The sequence below is a fragment of the Microcoleus sp. bin38.metabat.b11b12b14.051 genome (genome assembly GCF_013299165.1).
Taxonomy (GTDB): Bacteria; Cyanobacteriota; Cyanobacteriia; order Cyanobacteriales; family Microcoleaceae; genus Microcoleus.
On record NZ_JAAFKD010000017.1, the window covers coordinates 86,487 to 110,316 of the forward strand.

20 protein-coding genes and 1 pseudogene are annotated in these 23,830 nt (G+C 46.3%); 11 read left to right on the plus strand and 10 right to left on the minus strand.

Annotated elements, in window-relative coordinates:
- On the plus strand, positions 1 to 339 hold a 339-nt coding region (locus QZW47_RS18635; protein WP_293129519.1), incomplete at its 5' end, for a hypothetical protein.
- A gap of 44 nt (positions 340 to 383) precedes the next feature.
- On the opposite strand, the gene QZW47_RS18640 is transcribed toward QZW47_RS18635, so the two are convergent.
- Both QZW47_RS18640 and QZW47_RS18645 read right to left on the minus strand, forming a co-directional pair.
- Positions 384 to 2,876 (minus strand): GH116 family glycosyl hydrolase, encoded by a 2,493-nt coding sequence (locus QZW47_RS18640; RefSeq protein WP_293129521.1) that lies wholly within the window; start codon positions 2,874 to 2,876, stop codon positions 384 to 386.
- A gap of 491 nt (positions 2,877 to 3,367) precedes the next feature.
- On the minus strand, positions 3,368 to 3,925 hold the full coding sequence (locus QZW47_RS18645; protein WP_293129523.1) for a gamma carbonic anhydrase family protein: 558 nt from the start codon (positions 3,923 to 3,925) through the stop codon (positions 3,368 to 3,370).
- 105 nt (positions 3,926 to 4,030) lie between these two features.
- Here QZW47_RS18645 and QZW47_RS18650 point away from each other — a divergent pair, with 105 nt between their 5' ends.
- From QZW47_RS18650 to QZW47_RS18660, 3 genes are all read left to right on the plus strand, one after another.
- The gene (locus QZW47_RS18650; protein ID WP_293129525.1) at positions 4,031 to 4,540 is read left to right on the plus strand and encodes a TIGR02652 family protein; all 510 of its coding nucleotides are present in this window, start codon (positions 4,031 to 4,033) and stop codon (positions 4,538 to 4,540) included.
- Positions 4,541 to 4,948: 408 nt separating this feature from the next.
- Positions 4,949 to 5,392: a VOC family protein gene (locus tag QZW47_RS18655; protein WP_293129527.1), complete on the plus strand. Its 444-nt coding sequence runs from the start codon at positions 4,949 to 4,951 to the stop codon at positions 5,390 to 5,392.
- 326 nt (positions 5,393 to 5,718) lie between these two features.
- The gene (locus QZW47_RS18660; RefSeq protein ID WP_293129529.1) at positions 5,719 to 7,023 is read left to right on the plus strand and encodes an Nramp family divalent metal transporter; all 1,305 of its coding nucleotides are present in this window, start codon (positions 5,719 to 5,721) and stop codon (positions 7,021 to 7,023) included.
- Positions 7,024 to 7,203: 180 nt separating this feature from the next.
- On the opposite strand, the gene ctpB is transcribed toward QZW47_RS18660, so the two are convergent.
- The gene (gene ctpB / locus QZW47_RS18665; RefSeq protein ID WP_293129531.1) at positions 7,204 to 8,520 is read right to left on the minus strand and encodes a carboxyl-terminal processing protease CtpB; all 1,317 of its coding nucleotides are present in this window, start codon (positions 8,518 to 8,520) and stop codon (positions 7,204 to 7,206) included.
- Between the two features lie 196 nt (positions 8,521 to 8,716).
- Here ctpB and QZW47_RS18670 point away from each other — a divergent pair, with 196 nt between their 5' ends.
- Positions 8,717 to 9,544: a hypothetical protein gene (locus QZW47_RS18670; RefSeq protein WP_293129533.1), complete on the plus strand. Its 828-nt coding sequence runs from the start codon at positions 8,717 to 8,719 to the stop codon at positions 9,542 to 9,544.
- A gap of 28 nt (positions 9,545 to 9,572) precedes the next feature.
- On the opposite strand, the gene QZW47_RS18675 is transcribed toward QZW47_RS18670, so the two are convergent.
- Positions 9,573 to 10,157: a pseudouridine synthase gene (locus QZW47_RS18675; protein ID WP_293129693.1), complete on the minus strand. Its 585-nt coding sequence runs from the start codon at positions 10,155 to 10,157 to the stop codon at positions 9,573 to 9,575.
- Between the two features lie 211 nt (positions 10,158 to 10,368).
- Here QZW47_RS18675 and wecB point away from each other — a divergent pair, with 211 nt between their 5' ends.
- The gene (gene wecB / locus QZW47_RS18680; RefSeq protein ID WP_293129535.1) at positions 10,369 to 11,484 is read left to right on the plus strand and encodes a non-hydrolyzing UDP-N-acetylglucosamine 2-epimerase; all 1,116 of its coding nucleotides are present in this window, start codon (positions 10,369 to 10,371) and stop codon (positions 11,482 to 11,484) included.
- A 157-nt stretch (positions 11,485 to 11,641) separates the two neighbouring features.
- On the opposite strand, the pseudogene QZW47_RS18685 reads toward wecB, so the two are convergent.
- The 4 genes and pseudogenes from QZW47_RS18685 to QZW47_RS18700 all read right to left on the minus strand — a co-directional run.
- Positions 11,642 to 12,409: pseudogene (locus tag QZW47_RS18685) on the minus strand (TPM domain-containing protein); the annotation flags it as partial.
- Positions 12,410 to 12,837: 428 nt separating this feature from the next.
- Positions 12,838 to 13,368 (minus strand): hypothetical protein, encoded by a 531-nt coding sequence (locus QZW47_RS18690; protein WP_293129537.1) that lies wholly within the window; start codon positions 13,366 to 13,368, stop codon positions 12,838 to 12,840.
- An 8-nt stretch (positions 13,369 to 13,376) separates the two neighbouring features.
- Positions 13,377 to 13,874, minus strand: coding sequence for a TIGR00725 family protein (locus QZW47_RS18695; protein WP_293129539.1), 498 nt, complete (start codon positions 13,872 to 13,874; stop codon positions 13,377 to 13,379).
- Between the two features lie 573 nt (positions 13,875 to 14,447).
- Positions 14,448 to 15,281: a cation diffusion facilitator family transporter gene (locus tag QZW47_RS18700; protein ID WP_293129541.1), complete on the minus strand. Its 834-nt coding sequence runs from the start codon at positions 15,279 to 15,281 to the stop codon at positions 14,448 to 14,450.
- Positions 15,282 to 15,596: 315 nt separating this feature from the next.
- Here QZW47_RS18700 and hpsU point away from each other — a divergent pair, with 315 nt between their 5' ends.
- The 3 genes from hpsU (at position 15,597) to QZW47_RS18715 (ending at position 19,150) form a co-directional block, all read left to right on the plus strand.
- Positions 15,597 to 16,277 (plus strand): hormogonium polysaccharide biosynthesis acetyltransferase HpsU, encoded by a 681-nt coding sequence (gene hpsU / locus QZW47_RS18705; RefSeq protein WP_293129696.1) that lies wholly within the window; start codon positions 15,597 to 15,599, stop codon positions 16,275 to 16,277.
- Positions 16,278 to 16,486: 209 nt separating this feature from the next.
- Complete coding sequence (locus QZW47_RS18710; RefSeq protein ID WP_293129543.1) at positions 16,487 to 17,968, plus strand: mechanosensitive ion channel domain-containing protein; 1,482 nt, start codon at positions 16,487 to 16,489, stop codon at positions 17,966 to 17,968.
- Positions 17,969 to 17,977: 9 nt separating this feature from the next.
- Complete coding sequence (locus tag QZW47_RS18715; protein ID WP_293129545.1) at positions 17,978 to 19,150, plus strand: flagellar assembly protein H; 1,173 nt, start codon at positions 17,978 to 17,980, stop codon at positions 19,148 to 19,150.
- 102 nt (positions 19,151 to 19,252) lie between these two features.
- Here QZW47_RS18715 and QZW47_RS18720 read toward each other — a convergent pair whose 3' ends face one another.
- Together QZW47_RS18720 and QZW47_RS18725 are read right to left on the minus strand one after the other, a co-directional pair.
- Complete coding sequence (locus tag QZW47_RS18720) at positions 19,253 to 19,942, minus strand: hypothetical protein (protein WP_293129547.1); 690 nt, start codon at positions 19,940 to 19,942, stop codon at positions 19,253 to 19,255.
- A 64-nt stretch (positions 19,943 to 20,006) separates the two neighbouring features.
- Positions 20,007 to 20,615: a TetR/AcrR family transcriptional regulator gene (locus QZW47_RS18725; protein WP_293129549.1), complete on the minus strand. Its 609-nt coding sequence runs from the start codon at positions 20,613 to 20,615 to the stop codon at positions 20,007 to 20,009.
- A 115-nt stretch (positions 20,616 to 20,730) separates the two neighbouring features.
- Here QZW47_RS18725 and QZW47_RS18730 point away from each other — a divergent pair, with 115 nt between their 5' ends.
- Together QZW47_RS18730 and devC are read left to right on the plus strand one after the other, a co-directional pair.
- Positions 20,731 to 22,152 carry a biotin/lipoyl-binding protein gene (locus tag QZW47_RS18730; protein ID WP_293129551.1) on the plus strand — a complete coding sequence of 474 codons (1,422 nt, stop codon included), beginning with the start codon at positions 20,731 to 20,733 and terminating at the stop codon, positions 22,150 to 22,152.
- Positions 22,153 to 22,220: 68 nt separating this feature from the next.
- Entirely contained in the window at positions 22,221 to 23,405 is a 1,185-nt protein-coding gene (gene devC, locus QZW47_RS18735; RefSeq protein ID WP_293129553.1) for an ABC transporter permease DevC, read from the plus strand.
- Positions 23,406 to 23,830 lie beyond the last annotated feature (425 nt).

The window sequence follows — 23,830 nt, forward strand, 5'->3', positions numbered from 1 at the left end:
CAAGAACGGACTGAAGTCCGCACTACGAACAGGTTAGTAGTGAGGACTTTAGTCCTTCTTCGCTTAACTCAAGAACGGACTGAAGTCCGCACTACGAACAGGTTAGTAGTGAGGACTTTAGTCCTTCTTCGCTTAACTCAAGAACGGACTGAAGTCCGCACTACGAACAGGTTAGTAGTGAGGACTTTAGTCCTTCTTCGCTTAACTCAAGAACGGACTGAAGTCCGCACTACGAACAGGTTAGTAGTGAGGACTTTAGTCCTTCTTCGCTTAACTCAAGAACGGACTGAAGTCCGCACTACGAACAGGTTAGTAGTGAGGACTTTAGTCCTTCCTTAGTTTAACTCAAGAACGGACTGAAGTCCGCACTACGAATCTATTCCCTATTTAAAACCCGTCAACACCCCGTAAATCGCCCAAATCGCCATCGCCCGCAAATAGTGACTCGCCCGAAAAGTCCCCCCAGCCGTAATTGCTTCCGGCGTGCGAAACTGTAACCCATTCTCATAAATCTGCTTCACCACCGCATCCGTCAACTTAAACGCTTTATCCTCCATTCCCATCTGTACCAAAAAGGCCGCTAACCCAAAATTAATCCCCGTCCAAACTTCCAAAGGATGAGTCGCATTCGGATTTTCCGGGGAACCGTTCAGCATCACCCCATTCGCTGCGCCGAACTCGCCGTCATTGAAGTTTAAAAAGCAAGATTCATAGACGGTTTCTAAAGCGCTGACTGCACATTCAGGCGGCACAATATCTGGCAATCCCAACAGTTTTGCGTAAAATTGACCGCACAATTGATCCGCCATCACGACTTCGGAATTACTCTCGCTGTCCAAACGGTAATATTGACCGTTCCACAGTTTTTCTTGATAGCTGGGTCTGGCTTGTAGTAGCCAACTGTGATATAATGCAATCTTTGCTTGCGGATTCGGAAGGATGTCCGGTGCTGCATCTTCTAAGATTTCGCCGATCGCGATCGCACTCTCCAACGCCGCCAACCACAAACCGCCACAATACGCACTAATTCCCCGCATTTGCCAATCATCAAACGTTTGATCCGGTGCACCGGAATTCTCAGGAATGCCGTCCCCATCCTCATCAAAGGTTTTCAGATAAGCCAAAGCCTCCACAATTGCCGGCCAACACTCTTGCAAAAACTCACAATCTGTGCCACCAGTCAACAGGAAATCCCGATAAACCTGCAACACAAAATCGCAAGGTAAATCCTTCCACAAATTGCAATCTTGATAGCTAGTATAATTCGTTTTCTCCCAAGGATGTTCGTTCGGAGCACCCAAATCGTGGGGCGTCGCGCCGACAGCTTTTCTAATCGCCGCAGCTTGATTCCAGCCAATAACTCTCGGCGTGTCGTCACCCGCAGAAATTGCCCTCGCAAAGGCAATCATTACCGACTTTTCTAATTCAGGCCACAACATCAACAAAGCAAAAGAACCATAAAGCCGCACGTCCAAACTTTCGTACCAGCGGTAATCAATGCACTCCAAAACCCCAAATTGACCTTTCGGATCGCGTTCATCCGCCGCACTCCACAGAGTACCGCCGTCAGTCAAAATATACAACTCATTAAACAGCGCCATTTTAAAACTATCAGACAAGTCTGTGCGTTCTAAAATGGGTTTTTGCCAAGCTTCTATACTTTCGCGCCAAGTATCGGAATGCTTCATCGCCGTGCGAATCATCGGCCACACATTTTTGCCATTGCGCCCGAAGAAATCGGTATAGCGGCGGTAGTAAGAAATTCCCGATGCAAATTCAGTAACGGGCAAATCCCAAGCTATGATAAAAGGGATTTTGCGAGTTTTTCCTGGTCTAACTGTAAACCGAACTGCGATCGCACAGGCTAACTGTTCCCCTGGGGCGGCGGCTGTCTCATCTTTGTCATCCAACAAGAAACCTTCCGCAGCAAAGTGCCGCCAAATATCCTCACCGTTTCCCGCCGGGTTCCAGCGAGTTTGATAGAATACTTCTACCGCCGGATTAGTAATTGTGGCGATCGCCCACTGTCCCTCCCCTTCTTGCGGTTCATCATCAGCCGTCAGTCGCGTCATCACGCAACCGATGCGGTGAAAGTCTTCCACCAACAAATTAAAATTTCCCGCACTTTCTCCCCACCGGGGTTTATAGTCATAAAATGGACTGCCATCATCTCGCACCTTCACTTCTGGCGACTTGTTGGCGTTGGTAAACCAGCCAACAAGATTCTCCCAAGTTAGCATGATGCTGAGAGTAATCGGCGCATCTGTGGGATTGTGCGCCACCCATTCAAACATGGCTACTGGGTAACTACTTTCTTGATAATTATTGGGCAGAATTGGCGAAAATTGCTCGCAGGTTAGTTGAGCTTCAAATACATTTTCGTAAACAAACCAACTCCGAGGATACAAAGCATGATAAGTCCCAGAATAATTAGATTTTTCCTCTCTCCCTTCAGCCTTCTGTTTCCCATCCGTTACGTCCGTTAAAAAATCCGCTGCCGAACTTCCTTCTTCCGACTTCCCTCGGACTTCTGAAGGATACCATTTCCAGGTAGATAAACTGCCATCTGTAGGCGGTTCAGTGGACAGTGCATAGGCTTGTTTCTTGCCTTTTGTTTCTTCAAATATGCTGAATTGACAAGCAGGTAAACTGCGAAAAATGTGCTCGCCGCCGTCGATGTGCCAGAGGTTAAAATCGCCCCGGGGCGATCGCCCAATGCAGCCTGCACCGAAGCCGCCCAAAGGCATTCCGTGCCAGGGCCCGTCGTCGAGATTGCTTGCGTAGCGGACTGTGTAGGGATTCTCCCAACCGAGGCCGATGGGACGTTTCCAAGCCTGCGGGGGGATGTTTTGGTTAGATGTGCGATCGTTATTCATGGAATTAATCTTAGCGCGCGATCGAAATTAACAATCATTTTTGATTTAAGAAATAGAGGACACGGCAGGGCCGTTTCCCTACCCGATGAAATAGAGGACACGGCAGTGCCGTTTCCATACAGGTATAATCTTCGTCAATTGTAGAGTCAATCTAAAATCTCAAATCGAAAAATGGAAAATCGACTCACAGTTTCGTGGGGGCCCTGTGGGTAATCTGTCAACTAATTCTCCGTCGGCGATCTCGTAGCGGCAGTTGTCACAATATCGATCGAGAAATGCTTCAAAGGTGAGGATTTTTGGCGCGGTGTAAGTCATTGCGAACTAATAGTTTTTTACGGAAAATTTGCTGCTTTCAATAAATAGAATTATCCAAAATATTGCTAGAATATATTTTGGGCATTGTTTATGAGAGTTCTTGAACGGTGCAGGTGCGTCGCTATGAAATTGTGGATTTTTGGGCAGAGATTTTTAAGGGCGACACACCCTACGGCTTATTCTATCAACTCAGCAAACCCCAAATCAGAACCTTTTCCCGCGTGCACTAAAGCCAACTTTTCGTAACGCTTAGCGTGTTCCACCAACTCCGCAGATTCCTCTTCAGACAGGTCTCGCAGCCGCTTCGCAGGCACTCCCGTAACTAGCGTGTGAGGGGGAACGTCTTTGGTGACAACCGCCCCTGCACCGACGATCGAGCCTGTGCCAACTCTCACTCCATCCAGGACGATCGCCCCAATCCCGATCAAACAACCCCGTTCAATGTAAGCTGAATGAATCACCGCTCGGTGTCCGACTGTCACAAAATCTTCCAAAACAGTCGGTTTTCCCGGATCGCCGTGTAGAATTGCTCCATCTTGGATATTGGTACTTTTGCCGATCGCAATTCGCTCTACATCCCCGCGCACCACCGCCCCGTACCAGATACTAGCGCCCGCAGCCACTTCTACCCTGCCGATGACAACAGCGCTAAAAGCGACAAAAGCAGCTTGGGAGAGATCCGGCGCGGGCCAATAGGTAGAAAGTGCAGGCAGAGGTTCGTTGAGATTGCTCATCTTTTTGGTCGATCGTGATACTTCTAGCAGATTAGCTGGTTGTGGATACGGGATATAATAAAACTATTTGCCACTTTTGCAGATAAATATGCTGGGACGCAATAAATGATTGAAGTTGCCTTGCAATACCCGATGTTTGGCCCGGAAATTCAGTGTCCACACTGTCGCCAAACAATTGCGGCTTTAACACTCACCGATACCTATTTGTGTCCGCGTCACGGGGCATTTGAGGCAGATCCAAAAACGGGGGAACTCGTTCACCTTCAGTCTGGGCGACACTGGCGCCGCTGGGAAGATGAATGGTATCGCCAGCACACTCACCCCGACGGAATTCGGTTTGAAATTCACGAAGCGCTCGATCGACTCTATACTCAAGGCTACCGAGCAACTCGCGTGATCGTTGCCCAACGCTATCGGGAATTAATCAGCGCCTATTTAGAACGCAGCACACCTTGGCGAAGCCAGCCGGACTCGCCACGCCCCCGGCTGTACGGTTTACCAGTCGATTTTAGCCCCGATCCCCAAGAGGAACCTTGTTGGGAAGTGATTAATTTTGATTTGGAAAAAGAGCCGGGAGTTCCAATTAGATATCCCTATTTTCGGTTATTTGAATAGTCAGTAGTCATTAGTCAGTAGTCATTAGTCATTGGTTGATTAGTCGTAGGTAATACCATTTTTTTAAAGTTATGAGAAACTTTCATGAACAGGTAAAGGAAATAATTACAAAGCCCAATTGTCCTGTATCTCTATCAGATCTTTAAAAAATGGTATGGCCATAATAAAAATGGTTCGTAGTGTGGACTTTAGTCCGCAATAAGAGCGGACTAAAGTCCACACTACGAACCTTATACCATTTTTTTAAAGTTATGATAGAGTTTTATGAAAAGGTCAAGTAGATAATTACAATGTCCAACGGTCGTTTATCTCTATTGCATCTTTAGAAAAATGGTATAACAACAACTATCAACTATCAACTGTCAACTATCAACTATCAACTGTCAATTGTCAACTGTCAACTGCCAAATGCACCACGCCTCAATTCGCACTGCTAACATTCACCGGGCGATCGCCTTTTACGAACAGTTAGGATTTACTGTGAGCGATCGCTTTACTACAGGTTACACCCTCGCCTGTTGGATGGAAGGTCTCAACGGACGCATCGAACTCATTCAAATCCCGGAACCCAAACCCGCACCCGATGCTTTTGCAGACGAGCATTATGTTGGATATTATCATTTATCCTTCGATTTAACTGAGACGACAACTGATTTGCCCAGTTGGTTGCAGTCTCTCAAACAGCGGTTTGACGAAGCAGCGAAAGACGAACCAAATCAGTTTCAAGCTTTGAAAGTGTTATTAGAACCGACTCAACAGGCGATCGGGCAAAATGTTTATGAAGTAGCTTTTATTGCCGATACCGACGGTTTACCCTTAGAGTTTATCCGGCGCCTTAATTCTATCAATTAAAAGTAGGGAAACGGCATTGCCGTGTCCAGCTCTGGGCTCTGCGATTTTTAACTAAATCTTTGATGCGAGCCACTCAACCGCAGATATCAGGCAGATTAACACAGATAAACGCAGATGAATTCCTGATTGGAAAGTGAAGGAAAGCAATTCAAGTCTATTGAGCGATTGATTTTTGGCGATCGCCCGTACTTCCCTTCAACCTCAAAAATATACACAACTTAATATATACCGGGACTCCGCCAGATTTTGAGCCATCCGACTGATGAAATTTAACGAGATTTGTGAGAATATGAAAAGAATATGAAAAGTCTTGAACCGTAAAACCAATGACCCACTCGGAAAACAGACCCAGCCTTCCTGAAGTCCACCGCAGCATCCCCATTCCCAACAGCAAAGGCTTCTGGCGTAAAATGCTGGCTTACGCAGGGCCTGGATATCTGGTTTCCGTGGGTTACATGGACCCGGGAAACTGGGCGACTGACTTAGCGGGGGGAGCAAAGTTTGGCTACGCGCTATTAAGTGTGATTTTGCTATCTAATTTGATGGCAATTTTGCTGCAATCACTGTGCGTGCGGTTGGGAGTCGCAACGGGACGAGATTTGGCACAAGCTTGTCGAGATTATTTCAGCCCGCGAGTCAGTTTCTGTCTCTGGATACTTTGTGAAATTGCGATTTCTGCTTGCGATTTAGCTGAGCTTGTTGGTAGCGCGATCGGGCTGCAATTGCTATTTCGCATTCCCTTAGTTTGGGGAGTGTGCATTACTGCATTAGATGTGATGATGGTGTTATTTTTACAAGGCAGAGGCTTTCGTTATATCGAAGCTTTGGTGATTACTATTATTACAATTATTGGCGGTTGCTTTGTCGCGGAAATATTTTTTGCTAAACCCGATACCGGAGGAGTTTTACTCGGTTATGTTCCCAGCCTAGAGATTTTGCAAAATCAGGGAATGCTGTATATTGCGGTTGGGATTTTAGGGGCAACTGTGATGCCGCACAATCTCTACCTGCATTCATCGATCGTGCAAACTCGCGCTTGGCAAGAAACTTCTGATAAAAAATGGGAAGCAATTAAGTTTGGCACAATTGATTCTACAGTAGCGCTGTCAATAGCTTTGTTTATTAATTCAGCCATTCTAATTTTGTCTGCTGCAACATTTCACTTTACTGGCTATCAAGAAGTAGCTGAAATTCAAGATGCTTACAAACTGCTTTCTCCGGTGCTGGGTGTGGGTTCTGCTAGTGCAATTTTTGCCTTTGCTTTATTGGCTTCGGGGCAGAATTCAACCTTGACTGCAACTTTAGCAGGACAGATTGTGATGGAAGGGTTTTTGCATTTTCGTCTGCGGCCTTGGTTGCGGCGCTTGCTGACTCGACTGGTGGCTATTGTGCCGGCTTTGCTCTCAATTATCTGGTTCGGTGAAGGCAGTACAACTAATTTACTGGTTTTCAGTCAAGTGATTCTCAGTTTGCAATTACCTTTTGCCGTAATTCCTTTGGTAATGTTTACTTCTAACGGGCGCTTGATGGGAGAGTTTGTCAATCCATTTTGGCTGAAAGCGGTAGCTTGGTTAGTGGCTAGTATTATAGTAGGATTAAATAGTTGGCTGTTATTACAAACCATTTTCTAGTAAGTAATCTGAGGCTAAATCTGGCTTTAATACCGCGTTTATTCTTGAGTCCACGGAGGTGGACTTCGTTTGTATAGCAGCGGTTTCAACCGCCGAATTTTTTCAAATCAAACCACAAAAACAAAACCCGCCGGTGCGGGTTTTATCTTAAAGCTGATTGTTAATCGCTGATAATTTCAACTACTTCTTAGGAACAAGAGCCTCAGCAGCAACGGGACGGGAAGACGAGGCGCTAGTTTTCAAAAGTGCGATCGCCTGCGCGTAGCAAGGATCGTCCTTAGTAGCAACCAACGTCGGTTTGTTAGCTAATTTCAGCTTTTGTTCGTCGGTGACTACCACCTTAACATCGGGAGTAACACCCTTGTGGCTGATGTCCGTACCGTTGGGAGTATAGTAGTGAGCGATCGTCACCGCCAATCCCGAACCGTCAGACAAAGAATGCACCGACTGCACCAAAGCCTTACCAAAAGTTTGGCCGCCCATGACAGTGGCGCGCTTGTTGTCCTTGAGAGCACCGGCCAAAATCTCGCTAGCGCTGGCGGAGTTGTCGTCCACCAGTACCACCAAAGGCTTGTCAGTGATCGCAGTGCGGTTGGCCCGCATTTCCTGAGAATCGCCAGCCCGATCGACTGTACGGACGATCGCCCCAGTATCCATCCACATCCGGGCGATATCAATGCTCACCCGCAACAGCCCGCCGGGATTGCCGCGCAAATCCAACACAAAAGCATCAGCCTTCTGATCCGAGAGCTTTTTAATCGCCGCCTGCATTTGTTCGCCCGCGTGGGAACTAAACTCTTGCAAGCGGATGTAACCCACATTCTTGCCGCCTTCATTCTTGAGGCTGTAGCGCACCGCTGCTACCTCAATTTTCGCCCTAGTCAGAGTGAGTTCAAACTCGCTTTTGCCCTGACGAGCAATCCGCAGCGTGACTTTCGTACCTTCAGCACCCCGAATAATCTGAGCCGCATCCGAGACAGTCATGCCTTGGGTAGTTTTGCCGTCAATCACCAAAATCCTGTCACCCGCTTGAATCCCTGCCTTGAGGGCCGGGGAATTTTCCATCGGTTCGACTACCGTAATCGCTTTGGTTTTCTCGTCTTGTTCCAACCGCATCCCCACCCCTGTCAGTTCCCCAGAAGTTTGATTCGTCAGCGCTTCATACTGCTTGGGGTCCATGAAGCGAGTGTAGGGATCTTGCAATTTCTCCAGGGCTTTGCGGAGGGCGGTGTAAGCAGCTTCGCGAGAAGTATAATTTTTGCCGAGCAAGTCTTGGCGGGCCGCGGCCCAGTCAGTCTTATTAAAGCTGCCATCGACATACTCTCGGTTCACAATTTGCCAAGCTTCGTCTAAAACAGCTTTGGGGCTATCTTGAAGCTCAGCGCGGACGGATTGAAAAACCCCCGGAACGAGTAAAGATATCGAAGCGGTTGTTGCCATCGCCCCAGTGAACAGGGCTGCCTGTAACATAGAAAAGCGTTTGCGGGCTTGATTCATTGAATTTTGGCTCAATTCGATTTTAGATTTTTGATTTGAGATTTTAAATTGCTAAAAAATCTCAGACTACGATTTAAACTATTGTGTGGAGGCTCCACTATCCCTGTGGACAGTTTAACGAGATTCATAGCCGATCGCCAACCAATCATTACTCTATTTTAATAAACTTAATTTTAAACTTGGATTTAAAGGTGCCGTGGAAGCTAAACTCGAACAATTTTCGCGTAAGTGGTTGAGCCTGCTCGTTAGTGGAGCGATCGGTGTAGCAGCGCTGGCGGCCGTCGTTACCATACAATTGAACGGCCCGTTTGGTTCAACTGCCACAGTTAACCAGAAGGGGGAAAAGCCACTCCCTGCCGTGTCAGCAGGCAGATTCAAGCAAGAATCCCAGCAAGAATCCCTGAGGCTGAAAATGCTCAAAACAATGCCTAGTTTCGGATTTGATAATTTAATTGCCGACTGGACATTTCTCAAATTTTTGCAATATTTTGGCGACGACGAAGCGCGGCGGGTGACGGGCTACAATCTCAGCGAAGATTATTTTGACATAGTGACGCGACTAGATCCGCGTTGGGCAGACATTTACCTGTTTCTATCGACAGCAGTATCTTTTTATCAGGGAAAGCCTGAAATTGCTGTTAAATTGATCGAGCGCGGTACTAACGCCCTATCGCCACAAATTCATCCGCAAGCGTGGATAGTGTGGCGAACCAAAGGTTTGGATGAGTTGCTGCTGTTGGGCGACATTCCCGAGTCAATTCGCTCTCATGAAATGGCCGCTGAGTGGATCGAAAAAACGCCAGATGGGCCGAAATTGGCGCCAATGTTTCGAGCAACTGCTGAGTTTTTGCGCCGAGATCCCGATAGCGTAGCGGTGCGGTTTAATGCTTGGAGTGCCGTTTATTATCAAACAACTGATAAGTTAGTGCGTCTCAGGGCGAGACAAGCTCTTGTCAAGTTGGGAGCTCAGGTGAAAAAAAATCAAGATGGAACGGAGATTTTTATTTTACCTCCCAGAAAGTAGGGTACGGGCCGCCCGCCCCAAATGAGGTTTAGCGCAACTCTGAAAACGATGTGATTTCTGTGCGAGTTAATTCGCGCCATTCACCGGGTTTAAGCCCTTCGAGACACAAATTCCCGATCGCGCTCCTCACCAGCCGCAGCGTCGGGAATCCTACTGCTGCGGTCATCCTGCGTACTTGACGGTTGCGGCCTTCAGTCAGAGTCATTTCCAGCCAAGCTGTCGGAATGTTTTTGCGAAATCGAATCGGGGGCTCGCGGGGCGGCAAAGGAGGTTCTGTCGGCAACAATTGCACTTTTGCCGATCGAGTCCGATAATCTTGAATAGTGACACCTGTTTGCAAAGCTGCGATCGCAGCAGCATCAGGAATCCGTTCGACTTGCACCAAATAAGTGCGAGGATGAGCAAATTTCGGGTCACTGAGGCGATGCTGCATTTGTCCGTCATCGGTTAACAGCAGCAAACCTTCACTATCGCGATCGAGCCTGCCGACTGCATAAACATCAGGAATTGGAATATAGTCTTTGAGAGTGCTGCGTTTAGTTTCCCCTGAATTGTCAGTGAACTGAGTTAAAACATCGTAAGGTTTGTAAAATAGAATGTAGCGATATGGCATAATAAATAAAACATAAAAAATCTCCAATGCCCGAGATAATTTTAACATTAAATACCTTGGCATGAACTAACATTATGCGCCCCGCAATCATCTATGAGTTATGTGCAGATTCGCGGAGTCCAAAAACATTTAACTCTTGTGAAACAGGCATCCTGCCTGTTCTTAAAAATAGTAAAAATCTGAACATCAATAAACTCAACTATATTTTACCATGCCCGAAGCCACACACCGCGTTTGCATCGTCCTAGGAACTCGCCCAGAAGCGATTAAACTAGCCCCAGTAATTCAACAGTTCAGAAATTGCCCCAACTTTGACACCCAAGTAATTTTAACCGGTCAGCACCGAGAAATGGTCGAGCAAGTAATGCAAATGTTCGACCTAAAAGCCGATCGAGATTTAGCAATCATGCAGCACCAGCAAAGCTTGACGGACATTACATCCCGGAGCTTGCAGGGTTTGGAAGCCTGCTTTAAAGAGTTGCAGCCAGACATCGTGTTGGTTCAGGGAGATACAACAACAGCATTTGCGGCTGCTTTAGCAGCATTTTACCAGAAAATACCAGTAGGTCACGTAGAAGCCGGATTGCGGACTGACGACGCGTTCAACCCGTATCCCGAAGAGGCTAACAGGCGGTTGATTTCGCAGCTTACACGGCTGCATTTTGCCCCAACAGCGCTGGCCGAGGATAATTTAGGGCGATCGGGCGTTTTAGGAGAAATTCACCGTACAGGCAACACAGTCATCGACGCTTTGCTATCAGTCGCCAAACGCGAACCAGAATGCAACATTCCCAACCTAGATTGGAGCCAACATCGGACTATATTAGCAACAGTACACCGCCGCGAAAATTGGGGACAACCCCTAGCCGGAATTGCGCGAGCATTCATCCAAATATTAGATAAATTTCCAGACACAGCATTGCTGTTACCGCTACACAAAAATCCCACAGTCCGCGAACCATTAAAAGCACTATTGGGCGACCACCCGAGAATCTTTTTAACAGAACCCTTAGACTACGCCGAATTAGTAGGAGCCATGCAAAGAAGTCATTTAATCCTCACCGATTCCGGCGGCTTGCAAGAAGAAGCACCGAGTTTGGGCAAGCCAGTTTTAGTATTGCGAGAAACCACAGAAAGACCCGAAGCAATTTCTGCGGGAACCGCTAAACTTGTCGGTAGAAATTCAGATACAATTACAGAAGCAGCCGCAGAATTACTGAGCAATTCCGCAGCTTACGAGGCAATGGCAATGGCAATCAATCCCTTTGGCGACGGTTTAGCAGCATCCCGGATTTTGAAAATAGTTGCAGACTACTTTTCAGACTAAAAAAGTAATCATAAAATAGGTTTGTAGTGAGGACTTTAGTCCGCATCCATCCGAGGACTAAAGTCCTCACTACAAACCAATATGATTGCGGTCATTATAGAGAAAATGATCTAATTCACAATCGAAGAAAGTGCGCTTTTATAGCACCTTAGAACTATCAGTAATCCCCACCGCCACCGCCACCCCCAGAGTCACCACCGCCAAAGCTACCGCCAGAGTCGCTGCTGCTACTGCTGTAATCACTGCTGCTGCTACTACTGCTACTACTACTGCTACTGCTACCATTAGAAGACCGGATCAGAAGCAAAATCATCCATCCTATCAATAAGGCAACGACTAAGAAAAACATTAACACATCACCGGGAGAGCTATTATCCGCAACAACTGGTGATTGAGCAGATATGGGCGACGGTGTTAGCGCTTGATTTGGTACTGTTCGAGCCAAAGGCAGCGTGTTTTGAGCTTGAGTATTTCCCGAAGGTTTTACACCTTGCCCTGGTACTATTGGAGCCAAAGGCAGCACGTTTTGAGATTGCACGTTTGCAGTGGGAGTTTGTAAAACATTAACTAACGCCTTTGTCCCCGCCAATGTCCCCCCATCAAAGTCTTGCTGTTTAAATTTTGGCGTAATTTCCGTTTGAATAACGCTCACTGTCTTGGCATCCGGCAAAATGCCTTGAATGCCGGAACCTGTTTCAATTTGAACGCGGCGTTCCCCTGCGGAAATTAAGAGTAAAACTCCATTATTTTTACCTTTTTTGCCAATTCCCCAAGAGTTAAATAATTCTGTAGCAAATGCTTTTGGTGTCGCAGATGGCTTAGTATCAGGCACTGTCACGACTGCGATTTCAGAGCCATTTTTTGCCTCCAACTCCGCAATCATCAGATTTAGCTGAGTTTCCGTGCTGTCGCTGAGAATGTTGGCTTTATCCGTTACCCAAGTGTTATTTAATTGTCGGGGATTAGGTACTTATTGTACAGTTATAGCTTGGCTAGCTACCGGAAATGCAATTGCCGATAAGCACAGCAAACTGCTAAAAAATATTTGTTTGTTGCTGGATTGTAACTGCATTGTTTGAGTCTCCTCAATGAGCGCTAATATGAGATTTAAATAGATATGTCCGCCTACTTACAATTAAATAACCAGCTCGCTGTGATGTCAATTCATATTATTCAGAAGTTGGAGTCATAAAAGTCATAATTTTAGCTACTTCTGCACCTTACGTTTATACTCCTAGACACAGGGGTGGCCAGAAACCGGGTTTTTAACTAAAAAATTCCCCATAACCGTCAATCTAGGTTCAAAAACCCGGTTTCTTAGGGTGCTAGTGTCGCTAACTAATTTAGATATGGTTAAGGAGAGGGAAGTGGTGGCTGAAAGTTGCTGCTGCCTTTATAACCGGATAAGATAGCAATTTTTTCCAAAGATAGCCTACCTGGGTAATATTTGCCGCGAATTTCCCAAGTGGGATAAGCTTGAATCTTGGCGGCTTTGCACAAATCTGGTTGAGCATCTTTTCCTCTGGGATCGCACTCAATGTAAGTAATTGCGCTAAACGCTTGTTGCCCGAAAAGTTCTTGTTGCGTGTGACAGTGCGGGCACCAGTAAGCACCGTACATTTTGACTCTGATCCTCTGCAAATGGGTTGCTAAAGCTATTTGATCCGGCCCTGATTCGCTAGTAATCGGCGGCGCTTCTTGTTCGGTGACAGGCAATTTTGCAGGGGCAGGAGGGGGAGGAGGAGGGAGGGTTTGTGCTAAAGTTTGAGTGGATTTGTTGCGGAAACTGAACTGTGCAATTCCTCCGTCTGCTTTGGTGCTGAGGCAAATCCCCAAAGTTAGGAAAATGCCGATCGCACAAAAGTTGAATTTGCTTACTCTCATCTTGGATTTCATCTGGGATTTGCTAGGATTTCACGAACTTGATTCATAGCCTCTACAGCATTGTTTACCACAAAAATGTTAGATTCTGCTAATTTTTTAAAGAAAAGTTGGCTCTCCCGGCTGTCATTTAACAAAATAACTTGCTTGTCAGCTTTGAGGGCGAGGGCTATTTCCGAAGCTGTTCCCGATCCCATACCGCAGGCAATTATTAAATCTGAAGAAAGAATGTTGATGTTATTGCGGGCGTTTCCCATATCGGTGACAATGGCAATATCTACTGCTTGAGAAATGCCGCGAGTGTTATTCCCGGGAAGGATACCGATTGTTAAACCGTTAGCTGCTTTTGCGCCTTTGTTGGCGGCATCCATCACGCCGCTATTTCTGCCGCCAGTTAGCAAGATCCATCCTGCACCGGCGATGAGTTGTCCGAGTTGATAGGCGTTTTCTAAATCGGTTGATGTGGCACTTTCGCCGGGGCCCATGATGCCAATGATGATTTTTTTCATGGTTTTGAACGAGCTGATATCGGCTTAATAAACATCTTACAAAAATAACTATAAAAGGGTTATTCTGCCCGTCCCACATTTTTTGTGGGACGTTGTTCCCAGCATCCGAAAGTTTAATTGAAAGAACTTTTGCACTAAATATAGTTAGCTCATATCGGGTCGATTACCTCAACAAAAACGGTTTGGTTCGTAGTGCGGACTTTAGTCCGCTATAAAGCTGCGGACTGAAGTCCAGCATCCGAAAGTTTAATTGAAAGAACTTTTGCACTAAATATAGTTAGCTCATATCGGGTCGATTACCTCAACAAAAACGGTTTGGTTCGTAGTGCGGACTTTAGTCCGCAGCTTTATAGCGCAATACGGTTTACTTAACATGATCCGAAGAGAGGAACGTGAGCGAAGCGATATTTTATGAAAGCAATCGCAATGTCTATTTATCATCGGTTTTCCCTGTTGTTATTTCTTAAGTGAACTGTATTGCTTTATAGCGGACTGAAGTCCGGACTACGAACTCAACGGTTTGTATTGACAACTTACTTCAGCGAAATTTAAGGTTATTTTTAACTGCAAGCTTCATTTAATGAGTTCTTCTAGTGAGGGAAAAAGTAAGTTTTCGGCGCTTTGTTTTGGGCAGTCGCAAGGCTGTTGAATGGCGGAAATTTCAGATACATTACCCAGCAGCAAACGGATACTTTCTATTAATAGCGGCAGTGTTAATAATACGATCGCCCCGGACACCAACAAGCTAATCAAGCCGTCCGCCCAATTCCAGTGCAGCCAAGCCACGGCGATCGCTGCTACAATTACCCCAATCGAAGAACAAATATCCGCAACTGCGTGCAGAAAGGCGCTTTTAAGGTTGAGGTCGCCGTGGCAGCAAGAATGCAGGCAAAAAGCGTTGACAGAGTTGACGCTTAAACCGACAATGGCGGTAATTAACATCGGCAGTCCATCTACTTCGGGAGTTGGGGACAGCAATCGGTCGATCGACTCGCAGGCAATCCACAGGGCGATCGCCACTAAACTGATACTATTAACTAAGGCGGCAACGATCTCAGGGCGATCGGGCAATCCCGAAGCATGAGGCGCATTTCCGGCTTTTCCTGTCTTCCTGGAGGAAAACCAAGTCGCGGCCAAAGTTATCGTCAAAGCCGCCACATCTGAGAGGACGTGCCCCGCATCCGCTAGCAGGGACAAACTGTGAGAAGCCATCGCAGCGATTAACTCTGCTACAAAAAAGCTGCTAAGCAGTACCAACGCCGTTTGTAACAGCCGCACTTTGCCAACTTTGGGCTGGGAATTTCCGCAGCGGGCGATCGTCTTCGTTGATGAGCCTCCCGTAGGGGCGGGCTTAGCTAACGCATTTTTGGTCTGAGAATCAAAATTGTCCTTAACTGGAAATATCATGCAGCAGTCCTTGAAGTCAAATTCCATTCTCAATTAAACATTAAATTAATGATAACTGTATACGGTTCAGTTAGGATTGTCATTGCGAGGCACGAAGCAATCGCAGAGTCTATTTTTTACATGGTTTTATCTCTTTGACGCTCTTAACCCAATGATATTGAATTATAACGGTATACGGTCGCACAAATAAATTAGCTTTACTCTACTTTGTTTAAGCTGTGTTAAAAGTATCAGGTTCGTAGTGAGGACTTTAGTCCTTTCTTAGATGCGGACTAAAGTCCTCACTACGAACCTAAATTAATATATTTGAGTTACATGACTTCTCATCCGCCAACTCCCGATTCGGAACCGCCTCCTTCTGTCGCCAATTCCCCAGATCCTGCGATCAATTCTCTGCCAGTTAGCGAGAATCAGTCAAATAGTTTGACAGGTGAATCTTTAATTGATTTGCGGCTGTATGATCAGTCAAATTTCGATCGCGGCAGGCCTAATTGGCTGATATTGCTGTGGTGGTTCGTGCAGGCGATCGCCTTTCCCCTCACTCCACACCCTTGTAATAGCATCAGAAGCGGGCTGCTGCGGTTATTTGGAGCAAAAATAGGTCGAGGTGCGGTGATTCGCCCTACGGCTCGTTTTACCTATCCCTGGAAAATTGAAATCGGAGATTATAGTTGGATTGGTGATGATGTTGTCTTGTACAGTTTGGAGCGAATCGCGATCGGCAAACACTGCGTAATTTCTCAAAAAAGTTACCTCTGCACCGGCACTCACGACCCTCAAGACCCAGCTTTTGGCTTAATTACAGCATCTGTTATCATCAATAATGGCGTTTGGATTGCTGCTGACTGCTTCATTGGCCCGGGTGTAGAAATCGGTGCCAATGCTTTAATTGGAGCTCGCAGCAGCGTCTTTAAAAATATGCCAGCTAGCTTTGTTTGCACGGGAACACCCTGTCATCCCCGCTATCTGCGAGAAATTAAAAAAAGTTTGGATTAACTGAGATATTGCACCATTTTCAATCACAGGCTTTCTGACTTTTTCCACAAAAAATCAAGTTGATTGTGGGGTGTCCCGCCCGCTATTGAAAAACTTATTAGCAATGATACAATATCTCAGTAGCAAGCAAGTTCCTCCTAGATTATCCAACTTCGCCGCTCGATATTAAAGCGGTTGAAATAGCAATATATTTACTAATTTGCCACAAAATGACTGTAGATACAATCCCCCAAGAATTACTGACAGATATCTCCCAGGTATTTACATCTACCTTATTTAAAATCGGGGACAATCCGGTATCGCTGCGGTCGATTGTGGAACTGATTGTATTGTTCATGGCTGTCCTGGTTATATCGCGATCTTTTACAGACTTTCTGAAGGAACGCTTGCTGGTTAGATTGGGAATTGACGAGGGAAACCGGGAAGCAATTGCTGTAATTTTGCGCTACTTAATCGTAGCTTTGGGAGTTGTCACCGCCATCCAAAGCATCGGTTTCAATCTCGCTTCTTTGGCAGTAGTTGCGGGGGGATTGGGCGTGGGAATTGGCTTTGGAATACAGGATTTAACCACTAATTTTGTCAGCGGTTTAACGCTGCTTTTAGACAGACCGGTGAAAGTCGGAGACTTTGTGGAATTAGAAGGATTGATGGGAATTGTCAAAAAAATCTCGATTCGATCGACGATTATCACTACCAACGATGACTCCAGCGTCATAGTTCCCAACAGCACCATGATTAGCAACAAAATTGTTAACTGGAGTTACGAAAACCCGCTACTCTGTCTGCGACTCTCCATAGAAGTAGCCGAAAATAGCGACCCGCTGTTAGTGACAGAAACGCTGTTAAATATTGCTTACGCCGAAGCAGGGGTTTTGTACGAACCAAATCCGAAAGTATTGTTTGTTGAGTTTGGCGATGATAGCTTTAAATTTGAGCTGTTAGTTTGGACTGACAAGCCGACGGAAAGAGAAGTAATTAAAAGTTCGTTGAATTTTGCGATCGAGTACAATTTCCGCCAGCAGGGAATCGATTTTCCATTCAACGATCGAGAAATTTATTTGAAAAATCCTGAAGTTTTGTTGTCGTTTTTCAAGAAAAATGAAACTGCAAATGAGGCGACGGAGAAATCCTCACACAACGGTAAAAAAAATCCGATTTCCCCAGGTGAAATAAAAAAGCGATCGTCACTTAGCTGTTTGCTGCGAGAGGTAGAATACTTTGAAACTCTGACGGATCTCGAATTGCGTCAATTGATTGAAGTTGGATACCGCCAAAGGCTGCGGCCGCAAGAATTTTTATTTCGCGAAAATGACCCGGGAGATGCTTTTTACCTGATTCTTTCAGGTTCGGTAGAAGTGTTTGTCGAAGCTATTGACAAGCACTTGAACAATCTCGGCGCTGGTCAGTTCTTGGGGGAACTTTCTTTGATGTTGGGAATCCCCAGAACGGCTTCGGTGAGGGCTTTGGAAGAAACAATTTTATTTGCAATTAATAAGGAAGGTTTCCAGAAAGTTTTAACGGAGCGACCGGATTTATCGGAACAAATTGTTCAAGAGATTGTCAAGCACAAAGAAGAGTTAAGCGAGAGACAGCAAATATTGCGAGAAATGGAATTGGTAGATGCAGCCGAAGATGATGAAAATCCTGTAGAATGGGTGAGAAAACGGCTAAAAAAATTGTTTAATGTGTGAATAATTTATATGACAAGATTCATTCACGATCTGTTTGCCAAAGAATACCTAGAGGAATTGCTTTCGCCACTGGGAACAGTGAATATCGGTAGAGATGTCAGTTCCGAAGTGCGAGAAATTGATGTTTATTTCACTCCGAGCACCGCAAGTCCTGAATACTCGGAAACGCTGGGATTGTTGGGTAAAATGGCAAGCACGACGGCAATGTTTGAACCTTTTCGCAATCCGGCAAGTGTCAGTGAAATTTGTACCTGTCTGGGCAAGTTATTGGACGTGCGGGGCGAATTGGAGCGAAAATTTAGACGAGAAAATACTCGGTTTGATGACGATCGATTGCCGAGGTTGTGGATTCTGATGCCCACGGCATCCAAACCTATGGTAGATAGTTTTAATGCGATAGCGGATACGGAGAATTGGGTGCCGGGAATTTATTTTTTTGGTGCATCGTTGCGTACCGCCATTGTGGCGATTCACCAGTTGCCGGAAACTCCCGAAACCCTGTGGTTGAGGATTTTAGGTAAGGGTGGAGTGCAGCAGCGGGCGATCGCCCAATTGACTGCTTTAGCAACGGACGATCCGTTACGGATTATTGCGCTAGAATTGCTATATCGGCTACAGTCAAACTTAGTAACTGATACCCAACAGGAATTAGAGCCAGAAGAGCGGGAGTTAATTATGGCGATCGCACCACTTTTTCAACAACAATTAGAAGCAGCGCAGCAACAGGGACTGGAACAGGGACTAGAGCGAGGACTGGAACGAGGCCTGGAACGAGGGCTGGAACGAGGGCTGGAACGAGGACTAGAACAAGGACAAGAACAAGGCAGACAAGAACAACAACGCTTAATATTAGAGAACTTTCTGCGAGTGAGATTTGGAGAATTAACTCCAAAAATGACAGCTTTTCTCTCTCCAATCTCCAAGTTGCCGGCGGCGGAATTTACCATGCTGTTGCTGGCATTGTCGATGCTGACAGTCGATGAGACAGGGCGGGAATCAGCGGTAAAATTGTTGGCGGAAAGTGTCTTGCAAGGGCGATCGCCCGATTTAGGCGATCTTCTGCCAGCAGCCGTTACTAATTTATTAGCATTGCCTCTGGCAGAATTGACATTGTTTGTAGAACAACTGCCGCAGTTATCGGCTGATGAGTTGAGGCAAAGGTTAGGTGAAGCATCTGAGTAAAATTTGCGATCGATGTGAACCTTACGCAACGCGCTTGCCCAACATTTTCAAATAGGATTGACGCTCGTGTTGGGTTTCGTTACTGGACCCAACATACACAAACTACTGCGCGCGACGATTCATCGCGTCAGCTAGCAACTGTGCTTCCTCTCGATCGTTACTATCCCAACCACCAGTGGTATGCCTCAATTGAAAAATTACAATTGGATTTTCGACTAGCTCTACTCTCCAGTTTTCCAAGCGGGAAGTCGGGCAGATAATCGAGATAAATTTGTGAGTATCCCGTTGCAATCCCACAACATAAGGACGCTCATAGCCATCTCCAGACCAGCGACGACAAGGATAAACCGCACTTCCTGGCTCAAAATGCTTAGATCCGCGAATCTCGATGCCTTTAATTGAGTAGGTGGCATTTTTGACATTAGCGACTAAACTCCAGACAGGATGCAGCGGCCGAATAATCTGACTATTTATACCTGTCGGCAGGCTCTTGAGAATATTTAAGTCGGAGGTGATAACAACGCATACTTTCAGTTTACCGTTGTTAAGATGGCTGGGAATAGACGTTTTAAACGATCGATCTATCCGATCCTGCCACTGCTGTCGCCACTCGTAGAGGCTACTTGCAATCTGCACATACTGCTCTCGATCGGTTTGAGGAATCCAGATCTGTACCGTTCCAGGGGAAACCCCAGTAAATCTGTGTTTTATCCACTGAAACGTGCGGTACAGGGCTCTGGCGGATGCTTGGTGTAAGTAGCAGATCGTACTAAGAAGGTGAGGTCTGAGCATTGAAACCGTTGATACTGCTAGACTATTAGCTTACCTTCTCACCATAAATACGAGAGATCCGCCCTTAGGAATTCGACTGCGGGGGTAAAATCAAGTGCAGCAGAGCGTCGATTACTCGATCGCGCTCCATTGGGATAATATCTTTACCGTGCATCATCTCCTGCGTTAACTGGAAATATACCAGAGAGCCAATAAAAATCCGCGCTGTCGCCTCCGGATCGGGCAATTTTAACTCTGGATGCGATGTTAAATATTCAGTCAGCCGATCGATACCCGGTTTAGCCAAGTTTCTCACAAATGTCTGCGCTAGCTCGGGAAAACGCCCCGACTCCGCAATCACTAACCTGACGAAATTGAGAAATTCTGGTTCGTGCGTCGCCTGATCCAATATAGTTGTGGCAATAAATCGCAGCGCTACGGCGGGTTCTTCATCGAGAATTGTAAAATGGATTTTTTTTAGCGCCAGCCACTTAACCAAGGCCGCGAACAATCCCTCTTTATCTTGAAAGTAGCTGTAAACCGTGGCTTTGGAAACTCCCCCCGTCTTTGCTACCTTGTCCATACTCGTGCCCGCGTAGCCGTGGGTTAAAAATTCTTGCATCGCACCTTGCAGGATTTGCTCGCTTTTATCACCTGCTGCTGCGTCTGGTTCGATCGGTTTTGTCCTGGCCATCGTTGGTTTCTGTAATTTTTGCTTGGGGTCTTGACATCATTATACTGAACGGTTTAGTATTTAAACATAAACTAAACCGTTTAGTTTTTTACTTACCAAAATCATGAGGTGTGTCATGGTACACCGATTAACCGCAGAAACCTTATCCTCAAATTCACCCTTAGTTAAACAACTCCTAGTTGTGGCAGCGTTAGCAACGGTGGTGACAGGGGGAACTACTGGTTACACGATCTGGCGATCGCACATTCGAGATCCCAACGCAGCAACCGCAGCCGCCACCGTCGCAGCATCCCAATTAACCACAGTGACAGCTTTGGGGCGACTGGAACCTAGGGGAGAAGTGATTAAAGTTTCGGGATCTGGGGCGGCGGATGGTAACAGGATCGATCGACTCCTGGTAAAAGAAGGAGACAGATTGAAAACAGGTGAAACGATCGCAATTCTCGACAATCGCGATCGCCAGCAAGCCGCCTTTGAGCAAGCTAGAGAACAAGTGCGTGTAGCCGAGGCAAATCTTGCAAAAGTGAAAGCCGGAGCCAAAAATGGCGAAATTCAAGCCCAGAAAGCCAGTATTGCCCGCTTGCAAGCCGATCGCAGTAACGAAATCACAGCGCAACAGGCGATCGTTGCTCGCTTAGAAGTCGATCGCAGCACCGAAATTACAGCCCAACAAGCCACAATTGCGCGCATAATCGCCGAACAACAAGGGGAAATTCAAACCCAACAAGCAGCAATTGCGCGCATAGAAGCCGAACTCCGCAACGCCACAAACGAACAACTGCGGTACTCGCAACTGTATCAACAAGGAGCAATTTCGGCCTCAACTAGCGACAGCAAAAGCCTCGCCGCCGAAACAGCCCAACAGCAACTCAACGAAGGAAAGGCCAAACTCAACCAAATTCGCCAATCCCGCCAACAACAAATTAACGAAGCCCAAGCCAAACTCAACCAAATTCAGCAATCTCGCCAACAGCAGATTAACGAAGCCCAAGCCAAACTCAGCCAAATTCAGGAATCTCGACAACAGCAAATAGACGAAGCCGAAGCAAATCTCGATCGCATCGCCGAAGTGCGCCCCGTTGACATAGAAGCAGCCGCCGCCGAAGTCGGTTCCGCCCAAGCCGCCGCCAAACAAGCCAAAGCCAATCTAGCTCTAGCTTACATCCGCGCTCCCAGAGATGCTCAAGTCCTAAAAATTCACACGTATCCGGGGGAAAAAGTCGGAAACGACGGGATTGTCGAACTCGGACAAACTCGCGAAATGCTGGCGGTGGCTGAAATCTACCAAAGCGATGTGGACAAAGTACGGATTGGACAGCCAGCCAAAATTACCAGCGATTCTTTCCAGGGGGAATTGCAGGGAAGTGTCGAATACATCGGTTTGCAGGTGCAGCGGCAAAATATTGTTAACACCGATCCTTCTGCCAATATTGATGCCCGAATTGTGGAAGTAAAAGTGCGCTTAGATGCAGCTTCCAGCCAGAAAGTAGCGGGATTGACTAATTTGCAAGTCAAGGTTGCGATCGGGGGAAATTAAGAATTAAGAAGTTTTTAACCGCAGAGAGCGCAGAGGACACAGAGAAAATAGAGGAAGAGAAGAGAGATATGATTGGACTAATTAAACCCTTACAACAGTTAAGAAACAGAACTCCTATCGGATGGTTGCAACTGAGTCACGACAAAGGACGAATGGCGGTTGCAGTAGCAGGAATTGCTTTTGCTGATATTCTGATGTTCATGCAGTTGGGATTCCAAAATGCCCTCTACACCAGCAATACGCGCCTGCACACAACCTTGCAAACAGACTTAGTTTTGATTCACCCCCAAGCCCGGAATTTGATTAATTTGTCTTCATTTCCCCGGCGCAGATTGTATCAAGCAATGAATGTACCGGGCGTGAAATCAGCGGATTCGCTTTATGTCAAAATTGCCAACTGGAAAAATCCCGAAACTCGGCGCGAAACCTCGCTGATGGTGGTGGGTTTCAATCCAGATCGCCCTGCGTTTGCTCTACCGGAAGTCAACCAAAATTTGAGCGCGATAAAATTGCCGGATACGGTGCTGTTCGATCGCGCTGCGAGGGGAGATTACCAAAGGACGATCGCGCAAATTAATCAAGGAACATCGGTTAAAACAGAGATCGAGCGGCGCACCGTTAGCGTCAGCGGTTTATTCACAGTTGGAGCATCTTTTGCCGCCGACGGCATCTTGATGACTAGCGATCAAAATTACCTGCGCCTGTTTCCCAGACAAAACTCCGGGAGTGTTAATGCCGGATTAATTCAACTGCAACCTGGTGCTGACCCCCTGCAAGTTCAACAAGTTTTAACAGCATACTTGCCGGATGATGTCAAGGTACTAACTAAACAAGAATTTATCGATTTTGAGAAAAATTACTGGGCTAAGAATACTGCGGTTGGCTTTGTGTTTAATTTAGGCGTAGCGATGGGTTTTGTAGTTGGCGTCATTATTGTTTACCAAGTTCTGTCAACCGATGTCAGCGACCACATGGGAGAATATGCTACTTTTAAAGCGATGGGCTACCGCAATGTTTATTTACTCGGAATTGTTTTTGAAGAAGCTTTGATTTTATCAATTATCGGTTTTTTACCAGGATTAGGAATCTCTTTCGGACTTTACGCCTTAACTCGTAAAGCCACAAATCTGCCGCTGTATATGACGCTGGTTCGAGCAGTTACAGTATTAATATTGAACGTGGTCATGTGCAGTATTTCAGGCACGATTGCTACTCGAAAACTGCAAGCAGCCGACCCGGCAGATATGTTTTAATCTCGTTCGTAGTGAGGACTTCAGTCCGCATTTGCCAGGTTCACAGTATATAAGTCGTAGGGTGCGTCGCTTTCTAAATCCCCAAATAAACATGGACAATCTCATAGCGACGCACCTATGCCTACAGGATTAACTAAATAAACCAAAGAAAATAATTGTTAGGCAGAGTGAAACGAAGGGGTGTTTACAAAAACTGCAATGGCACAGGTGCGTCGCTACCAGATTGTCGATTTTTTTAGGTATTTTTAATGGCGACGCACCCTACGACTAGAAACCTAACTTTGAATTGATTTCTGAACGGAGGGTTGTTTACAAGAACTGCAATGGCACAGGTGCGTCGCTACCAGATTGTCGATTTTTTTAGGTATTTTTAATGGCGACGCACCCTACGACTAGAAACCCTCCTAGGGGTAAAACGCTATGAA

Bases quoted from the DNA above. Each gene is read 5' to 3' on its own strand.
- QZW47_RS18640 (WP_293129521.1), bottom strand. From the start codon at position 2,876: ATGAATAACGATCGCACATCTAACCAAAACATCCCCCCGCAGGCTTGG.
- QZW47_RS18645 (WP_293129523.1), bottom strand. From the start codon at position 3,925: ATGAGCAATCTCAACGAACCTCTGCCTGCACTTTCTACCTATTGGCCC.
- QZW47_RS18650 (WP_293129525.1), top strand. From the start codon at position 4,031: ATGATTGAAGTTGCCTTGCAATACCCGATGTTTGGCCCGGAAATTCAG.
- QZW47_RS18655 (WP_293129527.1), top strand. From the start codon at position 4,949: ATGCACCACGCCTCAATTCGCACTGCTAACATTCACCGGGCGATCGCC.
- QZW47_RS18660 (WP_293129529.1), top strand. From the start codon at position 5,719: ATGACCCACTCGGAAAACAGACCCAGCCTTCCTGAAGTCCACCGCAGC.
- ctpB (WP_293129531.1), bottom strand. From the start codon at position 8,520: ATGAATCAAGCCCGCAAACGCTTTTCTATGTTACAGGCAGCCCTGTTC.
- QZW47_RS18675 (WP_293129693.1), bottom strand. From the start codon at position 10,157: ATGCCATATCGCTACATTCTATTTTACAAACCTTACGATGTTTTAACT.
- wecB (WP_293129535.1), top strand. From the start codon at position 10,369: ATGCCCGAAGCCACACACCGCGTTTGCATCGTCCTAGGAACTCGCCCA.
- QZW47_RS18690 (WP_293129537.1), bottom strand. From the start codon at position 13,368: ATGAGAGTAAGCAAATTCAACTTTTGTGCGATCGGCATTTTCCTAACT.
- QZW47_RS18695 (WP_293129539.1), bottom strand. From the start codon at position 13,874: ATGAAAAAAATCATCATTGGCATCATGGGCCCCGGCGAAAGTGCCACA.
- QZW47_RS18700 (WP_293129541.1), bottom strand. From the start codon at position 15,281: ATGATATTTCCAGTTAAGGACAATTTTGATTCTCAGACCAAAAATGCG.
- hpsU (WP_293129696.1), top strand. From the start codon at position 15,597: ATGACTTCTCATCCGCCAACTCCCGATTCGGAACCGCCTCCTTCTGTC.
- QZW47_RS18710 (WP_293129543.1), top strand. From the start codon at position 16,487: ATGACTGTAGATACAATCCCCCAAGAATTACTGACAGATATCTCCCAG.
- QZW47_RS18715 (WP_293129545.1), top strand. From the start codon at position 17,978: ATGACAAGATTCATTCACGATCTGTTTGCCAAAGAATACCTAGAGGAA.
- QZW47_RS18720 (WP_293129547.1), bottom strand. From the start codon at position 19,942: ATGCTCAGACCTCACCTTCTTAGTACGATCTGCTACTTACACCAAGCA.
- QZW47_RS18725 (WP_293129549.1), bottom strand. From the start codon at position 20,615: ATGGCCAGGACAAAACCGATCGAACCAGACGCAGCAGCAGGTGATAAA.
- QZW47_RS18730 (WP_293129551.1), top strand. From the start codon at position 20,731: ATGGTACACCGATTAACCGCAGAAACCTTATCCTCAAATTCACCCTTA.
- devC (WP_293129553.1), top strand. From the start codon at position 22,221: ATGATTGGACTAATTAAACCCTTACAACAGTTAAGAAACAGAACTCCT.